Genomic DNA, 13042 nt, shown 5'->3' with positions numbered 1-13042 from the left:
ACGAGAGTTTTTTCCAGGAACCAAATTACAAGAGGAAATTAGGAGGCGATTTGGTCTTCCTCGGCGCTTTCACTCGTATAAATCATCGCTCCTTCCAAATCGATCGCGACTCTCGGTTCCACCCAATGAGAGACCGTGATCTCCGCCGGACGTTTGTTCATAGAAAGTAAAATATCTTCCCAACAGGATCTAAGCCCTATAAACTTGACGATCGCGTAACCTAAGAGAATTGCGTTTGCTAAATTGTAGATAGAATACACCCAGTTTCGATACAGATAGTTCGTGATAAATCCGAAAAGAAGTTGAGCCAAAAGCGAGAATTCGGCGACGACATAAAGTGTGGGCATCGCGGTTCTACCGATTACTTTTGGAGTTCTGCTGAATGGAATTTGTTTGCCTGTGATCGCCTGGTTGATCGACATAAAAACACCGGCTAAGTTTACGGGAATCAAAAGTAAGTTGAGAGAATAAACTTGAATCAGATCGATCCGTTTGTATCCCATTCTTACCAAATCCATTCCGTATAAAATAAAATACGGAAGGGAGGAAATTGCGATCCAATACGTTTCCATTCCTTCTCCCAAAGGACTTCCCATAAGAATCACAAGACCGATATTCACCGCGGCGATCGATCCGAGATAGTGAACTCGAAAGAACGCTTCGGTAAACTTTGCAAGGCTCCAAGGCCACTGAAATACGTGACGAAGAAGTTTCGGAAGAATGATGAGCCCTCCGTTGGCCCATCTTCTTCTTTGAATCAAAAGAGAACCGAAGTCGGGAGGAGTCGCGCTGTAAGCGAGTCTTTCGGGATAGTTGTAAAGATTCCAGTTCACGTCCAAAAGATCGATGCTGGATTCCGTATCTTCGATGACCGTATTATCCTGGATGTATTTATGAATTTGAAAACCGCGTTCCTCATAAACGGTACCGATATCCAAAAGAGCTTTGTATCGTAACATCGCATTTGCGCCCACCCAGAACGTGGCTCCGAAGTGTGTGAACCCTTGATGGATCTGATATTGAATATCGGTTGTGGCTCCGGCCATTCTCTCCAACACGTTAGGCGCTCCCGGAAAGGAACTGTAAGGAGTTTGAGCCACGGCGATTCTTTCGTTTCCGGGAGAAAACATGACGTATGATAATTTCAGAATATACTCAGGAAGAATTACGCTGTCCGCGTCCAAGGTGATTAAAAAATCCGCTCCGGGTATTTCAAAGGAAGAATGAAGATTTTTAGATTCCTCCAAAAAAACTCCGTGAGAATCTTCTCTTTCCTCCCATCTTTTTCCCAAAAGATAGACGTAACTGTTCAAGTTCATCGCTTTGTTCGGGAGATGGGAAAGGTTTACGTATTTCTTTCTTTCAAAAGTTGTAAAGTTTACGGTAAAGAGAGAGGCAAGTCGGTTGTATTCTTTTTCGATTCTTTCGGGATCGGCCCCGCCTTGTTCTAAAAGAAATTCCAATTCGGAGATTCTCTCTAAATGAAGTTTGTGCCACTCCTTAAAAAAAGAATCTCTCATAAAAACGCGAGTATGTTCCGGAAGTTCCCTTTGGATGGAAGGATCGTCGTAGGCGTCTACCCGATTCTGAAACCAAAAAGAGGCATTTTTATAAAGCTCGATCAAACGCTCCGTTTCTTTGAGGGCCTTCAACTTATAGGAAACCTTACGTTCCAGATATTCCTTCTTGGCCTGAATAAAAGGATGAGCCGTCTCGTTGAATTCCTTTTGAAGAGAATTCGGTAACTCTCTCATATTTTGAAGGGCTTCAAAATCCGCGTAACTTTTCGACTCTGGAGGATCGTCGATAAGCAATACTACTCTTCGATTCGGATAATCTTGAAGAGCGGCGGAAAGAAGAGTTTCGCGAACGATATCCAATTCTTCCTTGTAGGAAGGTATTAGAATCGCCAAAGGAGGGGAATCGTGTTTGTAGATTTTTTCCAATTCTTCCCGATCGGGAGAAGAATGTTTCAAAAGCCTTTTGAAGTAACCCAATCGTGTAAATTGATAAACGAAGTTACCGTAGGTCAGAAGTGCGATGAGTACAAAAAATGCGATTTGTCCGATGGCCGCAAACGGTTTATGATCAAGAAGTTCCTCCCACAAAACTCCGAACATTTCGAAACCGGCGAATGTGCAGGCGACGATCGTTAAAAGGAGAAAGATTCTTGTGATCCAGATCTGGTTTCGGTAATACCGGCTGTTTTTCAAATACGTGGACTGCGTTACGGAATCTGGATTGGTTCTCATTCAAATTTACTTAAACTTACAATAAACAAAACTATGCTTCTGCGATGAAATCATAATAATTCCTCGAAGAAGAAAAAGTAATCCGGAGTTTCCCAAAACCTTAAAGGAAATAAAGACCTAATCAAACTCATTGGAACGAAAATCTTGACGAATGGTTCGCATTTCAGGCTTCTTTTCTTAAAATTCGTTCAAATCGCATGAAAGGAAAGAAATGAGTTTAACGTTGGAAGTTGTGGTCAGATAAGAAAGAAGTTTAATCCGAATAGGGAGAGTTCCCTTTTGTGGGCTTTTGTGATTTTTGACAGACGATATATCTCGGATTTTCCAATTGTTGAATAAAGGACTCAAGATCACATTCCCCGTCTATAAAAACGCGTTTGATTCTGAGAGGATCTCCTCCGGGCAAATTAGTTCCGTCTTCCGTTGTAAGTATCGCTTTATAACCCGACTGTTTCGCTAACTCTATAAGTCGATCATTGTACCAACCGCAGGGCCAAGCCAGATATTCTACAAGAACGCCTAATTTGGATTCTAAGATCCTTTTGGATTCCTTCAGCTCAAAGAGTGCGTCCTTTTTATTTTTTCCGTCGATACGATCGTCAACCCAAGTCACCAAGTTATCTTTTGGATTCCAAGGATGACTGTAAGTGTGAGATCCGATTTCAAATCTAGGATTTTTTGCAAGTTCTTGGATATCGGACCATTCCAGATATTCTCCTTTTCCAATCCCTTTGGGTCCGGCTATGATCCAAAATGAAGCGGGAAACGAATAACGATTGAGTATGGGAACGGCGTTTAAGACGTTCTTCCAACCGTCGTCGAAATTTAGGACCAAGGATTTGTCCGGTAAAACTTTTTCATTTCGTATGTAGAGTAACAGATCCTTCATCGTAATCGGATTGTAACCTTTGGAAAAAAGATATTCCATCTGCTCTTCGAATTTTTCCAAAGTGATTACGGTTTCTCCCGGCGCTTTCGAAGAGTCCGTTACGATTTCGTGATAGATAAGAACCGGAACTCCGTTTGAATTCGGGCGATGGGAGGTTGGAAAATTTTTCGACGGAGAACTACACGTTCCGGTTAAAAAAACGAATATTCCGATCCAAAGAAGTTCGTATCTTAGAACATGAATAAGATTGAATTTCAAAACGGCCTCTTGGTTTTTGTTTAACTTTTGAAAGGCATTTCGCCGAGATAGTTCTTTTTTCCGATATCGACTCCGTTGTGACGGAGGATAGAATAGGCCGTGGTGATATGAAAATAGAAATTGGGAATCAAGTGTTGAATTGCGAATTCTTTTCCGGTGAGATATTTTCCTTCCCAACGAGGTTGCGATACTTTTATTTCGTTTGCTCCGACGAAATCTTTTTCCGTGAACGTTCCAAGATAGTCTAACGTGGATTGAATTCTTGTCTGCAATTCCGATAAAGTTTTTTCCTGATCGTCGTGTTTCGGAGCTTCTTTTCCCGTAAGTCTTGATACTCCCAACTTTGCTGTGTCGCAGACGATCTGGATCTGTTTGATAAAATTGAATTGGTCCGGGGCCAGTCTTGAATTCAAAAGAACTTCCACGTCGAATTTTTTTGTTTCGGCGTAAGAAGCGCCTTTTTCCAGAAGGAGTTTTAGGTTACGGAGCATTTTTGAAAATTGAAGGATTGTGATTTCGTAGAACATAGAGTTTAAGTTTGCCTTTTTAAAATGTAGATTTTCTCATTTTTTTGATACAGCTCGGATTCAGATAGGATTTTTTGCGGTGTTTAAGTTACGACACAACAAGACGATTTGTTGTCGTTGAATGTTTGATTGTTGATCAGAGAAGATCTTTTGCTCGTCTCAAGCGTTTGCTTGAGAAACAACGGCTACGCTTCGCTGCCTTTTGTTTGCGTCACTCTTTATGAATCGTGACGCAGGGGACTCGTCGTTCCGCAAATCACCATCCTGGTGATTTAATCTCCACGGCGTCTTTTTGGCTCACTCGCCATCCATGGGCTCGTGTCGCATTTGCGACGCTCTCTAAGGATCGCTGCCAATGCTCTCGCCAAAAAGCTTCGAGTCCCGATTTGTTGTTATTGAATGTTTGATTGTTAATCAGAGAAGATCTTTTGCTCGAGAGGGGACTCGAACCCCTACACCTAAACGGCACAAGCACCTCAAGCTTGCGTGTCTACCAATTCCACCACCCGAGCGGTTGCAATGGACAGGATGCGAGAGTTATCTTGGGAGTCAAGGTACTTACATTCAAACCAATTCGTATTTCTTCCGAGTCTTTTTATCCTCAGGATCGATTTGAATTTTTTCCGGATGGAAGACGATAGTCCAGTAACGTTTGGAATACGCGAAGATTCCGGCTAAAAGAATCGTTACAAGTATGTAACCTGAAATTTCAGGGTGTTTGAGAAAACTTTTACCGGGAATCCTAAACTCGATCAGAGGGATACACATATACCAGAGAACGGTGATTGCAACGAACCCGACTCCGAATTTTCCCCACCAGTTCGGCTTTCCCTGAATTCCTCGCTTGAGATAAAGAAAACTTCCCAACCAAACGCCTAACATTTCTCGAATCACGTAAGCGATCAATATCCAGATGGGAAACCGAAAGTAATGAACGATGACCGAAAGCCCTCCGATCGTCACAATCTTGTCGCAGATCGGATCCAAATATCGGCCGAGTACGGATTCTTGATGGAGAAGTCTTGCGAGGAAACCGTCGAAGTAATCCGTGAAGACCGCTAAAAGACAGGTAAGTATTGCGTAGAATAAGAATTCAGTCTTATCCGGCGATGACATATAAGTTTTTGTGAAAGTGATGAAAAAAGGTAAGAGGAAAACCCTGCTCACGGAAAGAAAATTGGAAATCGTAAAGATACGATCTTCTAAAAGTTCCTGAGGTTTTTTTTCCTGAACGATCATCCTTGTTTGGGTTCCCAATATTTTTATGCGAAGAATTTTGTATTCCAGTAAATGAAAGAATGGATTTTCGGAATAGAATTTTTCGAGTCAATTGAATCAAAATCGTTTGACCGTAGGAGTTCCTTTGAAAAAGTATCAAACGAACAAGGAGCTGTAGCTCAGCTGGTTAGAGTGCCTGCCTGTCACGCAGGATGTCGCGGGTTCGAGTCCCGTCAGCTCCGAAATTTTCTTCTTCTCCAAATAATCTTACACGACTCAAAAAATCGGACTCGAAGCTTTCGAGCGAGAGCTAATTTCGTTTCCGTAAGAAACGAAATTAGCGATGCGAATTTTTCCAACGTCGTTGGAAGCCAACGCTTTTGCTTCGCAGCTTTTGGCTATCTCGCTCTTTATGAATCGCTCGATAGATGGATGAGCCGCGAGGAAGACGCCGTGGAGCTTAATTTCGCAGATAGATTTCGATCCGTAGTGAGAGTTTAAGGAGGTGCGTTGCGATCATTTTGTAATATCTCCTGTGGATTTTGGTTCAAACGTAAATTCGGGCTTTTCTAAATCCATAGGAACCGTTGGAGTTCCCACCTCCTCAGTTCGAGGATCTTTTCTAAAAATGTGGGAGCTTCAACAGTTTCTGAGACGGTAAAATGGCTTTTACGGTAAAACGCAAGTGTCACAAATCATCCCTTCCCTATTTTGCGGACTTTATCCGGGTTTATATTCGATGGGGCCGATCTTTTACAACAGATTGATCTTCAGGTTGAAGCGCTCGTGAGATGAAGTAATGCAGATTACCCCGAAAACTGCTGAATGATTTTACGCAAGCTCGTCATCCATACGAGATTCTGCAATTCAAAAATTTTATCCGAGTTCTTAGGCGCAATTTACGTATAACATTCGCGAACGGAGTGAAAAACTTTGTTCGTTTTTGAATCGACTACGAAGCCTTTTCGTGGAAAATATACGATGTTATACAAACGTGCTTGGAGAAAAAATCATGAAGAAGATTATAATTTTAATACTTTTCCTGTTCGGATTTTCCAGTGGAATTTTTGCAATTTCGGAAATAGAAGAGTTATTAATCAAAGAAGCAACGAATCCGGAATTAAAAAAGATTGCAAAAGAGTATCTGTTTAAAAAAGCGAAGGACCATAAGGAACTCGCGGAAAAGTATAAAAACCTATCCAACCTGAGTAAAGGTGGAAAAGCGATTTCTTCTATAGAAGAACACAAAAAATACAAAAAATTAGCGGAACATTGTGAAAAAGAAGCGAGTATTTACGAACGCGAAGCTAATAATCTTTAAATGATGGGAACGGGTCCGATGGCAGATAAAGTTCTGGGAGATGTTTTAAAACTGCTTACAGGAAATTTAGAGATTTCGAATATGAGTCTACATGTGGACGCCTCAGCCGTGGGAATCTTGTAATTGCAACTGTGAAATTTTCGGATTTCCAGTCGCATGTTTCCCCGCGCAACCGCCAATATCGGATCGGTGTGTAAATTTCGGGTGTTCGCTTTTTTGACTTCGTCCTTTCTCTTTTCAATCGGATAGATTATAATAATATTTATAATAATATTTATAATAATATAATGATTTTCTAAACTATAAAAATTGGATTTATAGTTCTAGTTTGGGATCCGATTCGTAAAATCTTATCTAAAAGCCTGTCCCAAATCTCAAAACAATCGCAGAGATTTGCGGCCATTTCGATAAAATCGGACGGTTGGCGGACAAACTCTAAGGTGGGTCCGGTATAACCAATGCGAAGGCGATTCCATATTTCGATCGATCAAACGCACTTGAGTTTCTGATTCGCCCAAATTTTCAACGCCGAACTCACGTTAGATATATTCTTCTCCGTCTTTTTTGACGAATATACTTCCTTCTTCCTCCAATTCCCGAACCAAGTTGAGAATTACATTTCTTGCATCATTAATTTCGCGTAACGTAAGTTTGCCTCGAATGTCCATCATATCCATAATTTCCGCGGCCCTGTTTCTGGACATGGCGTTTAAAAAATGATTTCTGAGTTCGTCTCCGGCGCCGCGCAAAGCCATACTCAGACAATCGTCGTCGTTCAAACGATTGATTAGAATTCTCATTTCCTTTTGATCCAAACCCAAAACGTCTTCAAAGGTGTATAACTTCTCTTTGACCTGTTTTGCAAGTTCGGGAGAATTCGCTTCCAGTTCTTTGAGAATATTCTCTTCCTGGGATTTGTCCATGTGGTTGAGAATGTTTGCAAGCGCCTCGGCGCCTCCCGCTTCGCTGTACTCGGAACGATCTCTTTGTTCGTATTTTTTCTTGAGAACTCTTGCGATCTCTTTGATCGCGTCGGGATGCGTTTTGGTCGTATTCGCCAAACGATAGGCGACACCGGCCTGCAATTCTCCGGGAAAGAATTTTAAAATATCCGCAGCTTTTTTAGGAATCATAAACGCGAGAGTCACGGCGATTGTTTGAGGAGATTCGTGTTGTAGTAAACTCGCAAGAACTCCAGGTTCGGCCTCGCTCAAAAAGGAAAAATCGTCCTCGATATCCTTGCGCGAAAGTTTACCGAGAATATTCTCCGCCTTTTCTTTTCCCAGGGATTGCTGAAGGATTTCTCGGGCGGCGTCCATTCCCCCTTTGATTTCCCCGTCTCCGGGAAGAACCGAATTCTTAAATTCTAAGAGGACGTCTTCTTTTTCTTTTCTAGAAATCGATTTGATCTGAGCCATCTGCAAGACGATCTCCTCGATCATGGAATCGTCTAGTTTGGATAAAACTTTGGCTGCGTCTTCTTTGTTAAGCGACAATAAAAGCAAAGCCGATTTTCTGATTTTTTCTTTTCTCGAACCGGAAGCTGATTCTTTTTCCACAAAAATAAAATCCTTAACCCGTAAGTAGGCGAAGGGGACGTTCCGTATATTCTCGAAATGAAGAAAGAAATCTGGCTCCGGTCGCTCCGTCCACGACCCTATGGTCGCAGGATAGTGTGACAGATAACGTTTTTCCGGGAACGATACTTCCTTGCAGGACAACCGCTTTTTCCACAAGCGCACCTACCGCCAGGATTGCGGCTTCCGGTTCGTTGATAACGGCGGTAAAGGAAGAAATTCCGAACATTCCGAGGTTGGAGACGGTAAACGTTCCGTCCGTGTATTCACCCGGTTTGAGTTTTCTTTCTCTCGCTCGGGAAGCAAGTTCTTTTATTTCACGACTGATTTCGCTTACGGACTTCCGGTCCGCGTCTCGAACATACGGAGTGATCAGTCCACCTTCGATGGAAACCGCAACTCCGATATCGACCCTTCCGTGTTCAAGGATATGATCCTCTCTCCAGGAAGAGTTGACTTCGGGAACGTCTCTTAAACAAAAAGAACAGGCTTTGAGAATGAGATCGTTGACGCTGATTTTAGCGGGACCTTCGAGCCCCAGGTCTTTGTTGTAAGAGTTTCTAAGAGAGTCTAACGGATTGGCGTCCAGTTCCAACGTAAGATAAAAATGAGGAATTGTGGAAGTGGAATGTGCAAGTCGAGAAGCGATCGTTTTTCTCATTCCGGTGAGTTCTAATTTACGATCTTGTCGCTTAATAAAAGAACTCTTCTTACCGCCTTCCGTTTCTTGAAAGGAAAGAATGTCTCGTTTGATGATTCTGCCTCCGGGACCGGAACCGATCACTTCGCCCAGATCGACTCCTTTTTGAAGGGCCAAATTTTTTGCCAAAGGAGAAACCTTGACGGGACCTCCCGCACGAACGGATTTGGGTTCTCTAAATTCTTCCCGTTGAAATTCTGGAAAAATTTTAGAAACCGTTTCGATTGAAGACGATTCCGATTTTTTTCCGGCAATTGGCGCTTCGGTTTCGGATAACGTTACATGTTGTGTTTGTAAGTAGGCCGACGCTTTTGACCGCGGCTCGGTTTGCGCGGATGACGGCGGGGTATGAGGCGACATTGGCGTTGTGGATCGTATCGTCGAACTTTCTTTTTTCGAGGGAGTCGATTTTATTGCGGTTTCGACTAACGCGGAAATGTCTTCTCCGGATTTGCCGATGATTGCGACCGGAGCGCCAACGGGAAGTAAAGTTCCTTCGGGCGCGAGAATTTCCAATAAAACTCCCGTTTCAAAGGCTTCCATTTCCATCACGGCTTTGTCCGTTTCCACTTCGGCGATAATTTCACCGGGGGAAACGGAATCTCCTTTGTGTTTGAGCCAACGTACGATTTTACCTTCCGCCATGGTGGGACTGAGTTGAGTCATCTCTGCAATTTTAGCCATTTTGAATATTCCTTTTCCCTTATTCGAGCATTTCCCGAACTTTGGAGATGATTTTCTCCTCACTCGGAAGAGACGCCTTTTCCAAATTGGCGGCGTAAGGCATCGGAACGTCTTCTTGAGTGATTCTTTCCACGGGGGCGTCCAGATCGTCGAAAGAATTTTTTTGAATCAAGTAGGCGATTTGTGAACCGAAACCCGCGACCTCCCAACCTTCTTCCACGATCAAAGCCCGGTTTGTTTTACGGATCGACGCATAAATCGCCTCTTCATCCAAAGGACGGATCGATCTCAGATCCAAAACTTCCACGGAGATTCCTTCTTTGGCGAGTTTTTCGGCGGCGGGTAAAACATACATCAAGGCTCTGGACCAACTAACGATCGTTAGGTCCGATCCTTCTCGTTTGATGTCCGCTTTTCCGAAAGGAATGGAATATTCCCGATCCGGAACTTCTCCTCTGCTTCCGTACAACACTTCGCTTTCGATAAAGATGGTGGGGTTGTTGTCGGCGATCGCGGTTTTCAAAAGGCCGCAGGCGTCCGCCGGAGTATAAGGGGCGATCACTTTGAGACCGGGAATATGCGCGTACCAACTTTCAAACGATTGGGAATGTTGAGCCGCGAGTCTTCCACCCGCGCCACCCGCGCCTCGAAATACGATCGGAATCGGAAATTGGCCCGCGCTCATATAATTCATCTTAGCCGCCGAGTTGATGATCTGATCGATCGCTACGAGAGAAAAGTTCCAAGTCATAAATTCTATGATAGGACGTAAACCCACCATCGCGGCTCCGATTCCCACACCCGCAAAACCGTTTTCGGAAATAGGAGTATCGATCACTCTTTTTTCTCCGTACTTAGCAAGCATTCCTTGAGAAACCTTATAAGCGCCGTCGTAGTGACCGACTTCTTCTCCCATGAGAAAGATGTTCGGGTCCTTATCCATCTCTTCGCACATCGCTCTGTTCAGAGCTTCCCTATATGTGAGAATCGCCATCAAACATCCTCCGCATAAACGTTCTTATACAACCAACCGAGCGGCGGTTCTTCACTCTTATCGGCAAATGCCATCGCTTCTTCCACTTGTGCTTGCAAATCTATATCTAGCTTTTCTAATTCTTCTTCCGTCCATTCCGAGTGAAGAAGGTCGTTCCTCGCTTTTAACAACGGATCGCTTTGTTTATAACGATCCAATTCTTCTTTGGTCCTATACTTTGCGGGATCGGACATCGAGTGTCCTCGAAAACGATACGTGGAAATTTCCATCAGAGTAGGGCCTTCGCCTCTGCGCGCTCGCTCGACCGCAACACTCACGTGATCTCGAACCTTACGAACCTCGTCTCCTTCAATATGATCTCTCGCGATATCGTAGGCGCCCGCTCGAATCGAAACGTCTTTGACCGAAAGGGCTCTGTATTCGGGGGTTCCCATCGCGTAGTGATTGTTCTCGCAGATCATGACGAGAGGAAGTTTCCAGATCGCGGCGAGATTCATTCCTTCGTGAAAGGAACCGATGTTTGCCGCTCCTTCTCCAAAAAAACAAATCGTGACTGAGTGTTCGTTTTTATATTTGGAAGCGTAGGCGATTCCCGCGGCGAGAGAAATGTGGCCTCCCACGATTCCGTGTCCGCCCATGAAGTGTTTGTCCTTATCAAAGAAGTGCATCGAACCTCCGTAACCTTTGGAGATTCCGGTTCGTTTCCCGAAAAGTTCGGCCATCAAAGCCTTTGGGTCCAAACCTCGGGCCAGTGCGTGACCGTGATCCCTATAAGTGGAAACGATGTAATCTTGTTCTCTGAGAGCCGCAATCGATCCGACTCCTACCGCTTCTTGTCCGATATAAAGATGACAAAAACCGCCGATCTTACCGGTGCTGTAAGATTTGGCGGCGCCTTCTTCAAACCTTCGGATGAGAAGCATTTGTTTGTAGAGTTCCAATAAGTCCTGAGTTTCTTTTTTGGTTTTGGGTTGATTCATAGTAAAATGTGAATTGGTAAAACAATCGCAAAGTATCGGTGTGGAAGGAGGATATGCAAACGGATTTCATTGTGATCTGAAAAAAATTCGAAAGCGTATAAACGAACGAAAACTTCTTTTCATAAAAAGAAGATCGGATTTTCCTTTTCTTACATGCGTACGATTTTAGTCACCGAAGACGAACCCGGAATTCAAGATACGATTCGGAATAAAATAAACACGGATGACGAGTTAAGAAGAATGGGCAACCGTGTTTTTTAAGTGTTTCATAGTTTTCGTTTCTACAAAAGGTAATGGAAAACTTTTTCGTTGATGCGCTCTCTTTCCGTAACGATCAAGAGATATTCATTCATAAACTTCCGATGGAATTGGATTCCGTTCCAGCAATGGGAGTGGCGGCCTACAATAGAACTCATCAGTCTACCGCAATCTTATTAAGGGTCTGAGATTCCCAATTGTTCACCTTGTTCTTCACCTTACCAAAATCCCGTACAGACCCAAATTGATGTAATAATTCGACTTTCCCCATTTTTGTTTTTTCAAAAAACCTCGTTCGCAAAGTTCTTCCAAATACTTTGCGGCAGTGAGACGTGTGACTCCCAGATCCCTTTCAATAAATTCAATTTTTGTATAAGGATGATAGAATAGATTATTGATCAAGTCCTGGTTATAGAATTTGCAAGAACTCCGGATTCTATGTTTATAATCCATCATGACCCGTTTGATGGATTGGATGGTCTCAATGGTTTGGATCGAAGTTTCCTCTACTCCGGTAAGAATAAATAAGATCCAAGACTCCCAATCTTGTTTGTCTCGGACTCCTTGAAGAAGTTCGTAATACTGAGTTTTATTTTGAATAATATATCGGCTTAAATAGAGAATAGGAAGAGTAAGCAGATCTTTTAATACCAGATAGAGAATATTGATGATCCTTCCAGTTCTGCCGTTCCCATCGTAAAACGGATGGATACTTTCAAATTGATAATGAATCACAGCCATCTTGATTAAAATATCCGTATCGGACAAATCATCGTCATTGATATATCTTTCCAAATTTTTCATTAAGATTTCGATTTCTTCCAAATGTTGCGGGGGAGTATAAATCACTTCTCCCGTAAGTTGATTTTTCAAATCGGTCCCGGGCAATCTTCGATAACCGGCTTTATTTTTTTCCAATTCCTCTTGAATGGCAAGGATATGATTTCCCGTTAATAATTTGGATTCTTTTACCAATTGGAATCCTTTCCGTAAGGCGGATGCATAGTTCCCCACCTCTTTGGCGGCAGGATGGATTGTCTCGTTCGGAAAAATGTCTTCTTTGAAAAGTTCGTCGTGGGTTGTGATGATATTCTCCACAGCGGAACTGTCTTTAGCTTCCTGCAAGGAAAGTGTATGGATCAAAATATTCTGATTTGGAATACCCGAAGAAGTCCCCTTCAATTCCGCCAAATACCTTTGAGCCAGAGAAACCTTCTTCAAAACCGTCTTGGTCTCCAGTTCCCATGCCGGAGGTAGCTTTTCCAATACAAAGCTTGGATTCATGGGTCGTTTACCATATGTATAAAAATATTAATTTTATATACATATCAATCAGAATCTGCATATTTTTGAGAAAATTCTATACATATCTTAGATCTGTTTT

10 protein-coding genes and 2 tRNA genes are annotated in these 13042 nt (G+C 42.9%); 2 read left to right on the top strand and 10 right to left on the bottom strand.

The genetic code is table 11. From position 1 onward, the window contains the following. Window positions 1-38: 38 nt before the first annotated feature. The 5 genes from LEP1GSC060_RS01030 to LEP1GSC060_RS01010 all read right to left on the bottom strand — a co-directional run bounded on the left by LEP1GSC060_RS01030 (window position 39) and on the right by LEP1GSC060_RS01010 (window position 5165). Complete coding sequence (locus tag LEP1GSC060_RS01030; protein ID WP_002994151.1) at window positions 39-2252, bottom strand: glycosyltransferase family 2 protein; 2214 nt, start codon at window positions 2250-2252, stop codon at window positions 39-41. A gap of 253 nt (window positions 2253-2505) precedes the next feature. After that, window positions 2506-3399: a polysaccharide deacetylase family protein gene (locus tag LEP1GSC060_RS01025; protein ID WP_002994129.1), complete on the bottom strand. Its 894-nt coding sequence runs from the start codon at window positions 3397-3399 to the stop codon at window positions 2506-2508. 20 nt (window positions 3400-3419) lie between these two features. Beyond that, on the bottom strand, window positions 3420-3926 hold the full coding sequence (locus LEP1GSC060_RS01020; protein WP_002994195.1) for a DUF1993 domain-containing protein: 507 nt from the start codon (window positions 3924-3926) through the stop codon (window positions 3420-3422). A 429-nt stretch (window positions 3927-4355) separates the two neighbouring features. Further along, window positions 4356-4438 (bottom strand) — tRNA-Leu (locus tag LEP1GSC060_RS01015). 52 nt (window positions 4439-4490) lie between these two features. Beyond that, the gene (locus LEP1GSC060_RS01010) at window positions 4491-5165 is read right to left on the bottom strand and encodes a CDP-alcohol phosphatidyltransferase family protein (protein WP_002994211.1); all 675 of its coding nucleotides are present in this window, start codon (window positions 5163-5165) and stop codon (window positions 4491-4493) included. A 147-nt stretch (window positions 5166-5312) separates the two neighbouring features. Here LEP1GSC060_RS01010 and LEP1GSC060_RS01005 point away from each other — a divergent pair. Both LEP1GSC060_RS01005 and LEP1GSC060_RS00995 read left to right on the top strand, forming a co-directional pair. After that, window positions 5313-5386 (top strand) — tRNA-Asp (locus tag LEP1GSC060_RS01005). Window positions 5387-6156: 770 nt separating this feature from the next. Further along, entirely contained in the window at window positions 6157-6465 is a 309-nt protein-coding gene (locus tag LEP1GSC060_RS00995) for an LIC_10421 family protein (RefSeq protein ID WP_002994123.1), read from the top strand. A 539-nt stretch (window positions 6466-7004) separates the two neighbouring features. On the opposite strand, the gene fliG is transcribed toward LEP1GSC060_RS00995, so the two are convergent. The 5 genes from fliG to LEP1GSC060_RS00970 all read right to left on the bottom strand — a co-directional run bounded on the left by fliG (window position 7005) and on the right by LEP1GSC060_RS00970 (window position 12942). Next, window positions 7005-8024 carry a flagellar motor switch protein FliG gene (gene fliG / locus LEP1GSC060_RS00990; RefSeq protein WP_036095031.1) on the bottom strand — a complete coding sequence of 340 codons (1020 nt, stop codon included), beginning with the start codon at window positions 8022-8024 and terminating at the stop codon, window positions 7005-7007. Window positions 8025-8037: 13 nt separating this feature from the next. Next, window positions 8038-9426, bottom strand: coding sequence for a dihydrolipoamide acetyltransferase family protein (locus tag LEP1GSC060_RS00985; protein ID WP_002994200.1), 1389 nt, complete (start codon window positions 9424-9426; stop codon window positions 8038-8040). 19 nt (window positions 9427-9445) lie between these two features. Next, a complete protein-coding gene (locus LEP1GSC060_RS00980; RefSeq protein WP_002994159.1) occupies window positions 9446-10420 on the bottom strand; it encodes a pyruvate dehydrogenase complex E1 component subunit beta in 975 nt (324 codons plus the stop codon). Then, on the bottom strand, window positions 10420-11400 hold the full coding sequence (gene pdhA, locus LEP1GSC060_RS00975) for a pyruvate dehydrogenase (acetyl-transferring) E1 component subunit alpha (protein ID WP_002994121.1): 981 nt from the start codon (window positions 11398-11400) through the stop codon (window positions 10420-10422). The genes LEP1GSC060_RS00980 and pdhA overlap by 1 nt, the downstream gene beginning before the upstream one ends. Window positions 11401-11871: 471 nt before the next feature. Then, window positions 11872-12942: a Fic family protein gene (locus LEP1GSC060_RS00970; RefSeq protein WP_002994131.1), complete on the bottom strand. Its 1071-nt coding sequence runs from the start codon at window positions 12940-12942 to the stop codon at window positions 11872-11874. Window positions 12943-13042 lie beyond the last annotated feature (100 nt).

It is taken from the genome of Leptospira weilii serovar Ranarum str. ICFT (assembly GCF_000332415.1).
GTDB lineage: Bacteria > Spirochaetota > Leptospiria > Leptospirales > Leptospiraceae > Leptospira > Leptospira weilii_A.
This window is presented reverse-complemented; position numbering and strand designations above follow the sequence as displayed.

Coding starts and splice junctions, on each gene's coding strand:
- LEP1GSC060_RS01030 (WP_002994151.1), bottom strand. CDS start 2,252: ATGAGAACCAATCCAGATTCCGTAACGCAGTCCACGTATTTGAAAAAC.
- LEP1GSC060_RS01020 (WP_002994195.1), bottom strand. CDS start 3,926: ATGTTCTACGAAATCACAATCCTTCAATTTTCAAAAATGCTCCGTAAC.
- LEP1GSC060_RS01010 (WP_002994211.1), bottom strand. CDS start 5,165: ATGATCGTTCAGGAAAAAAAACCTCAGGAACTTTTAGAAGATCGTATC.
- LEP1GSC060_RS00995 (WP_002994123.1), top strand. CDS start 6,157: ATGAAGAAGATTATAATTTTAATACTTTTCCTGTTCGGATTTTCCAGT.
- LEP1GSC060_RS00985 (WP_002994200.1), bottom strand. CDS start 9,426: ATGGCTAAAATTGCAGAGATGACTCAACTCAGTCCCACCATGGCGGAA.
- LEP1GSC060_RS00980 (WP_002994159.1), bottom strand. CDS start 10,420: ATGGCGATTCTCACATATAGGGAAGCTCTGAACAGAGCGATGTGCGAA.
- pdhA (WP_002994121.1), bottom strand. CDS start 11,400: ATGAATCAACCCAAAACCAAAAAAGAAACTCAGGACTTATTGGAACTC.
- LEP1GSC060_RS00970 (WP_002994131.1), bottom strand. CDS start 12,942: ATGAATCCAAGCTTTGTATTGGAAAAGCTACCTCCGGCATGGGAACTG.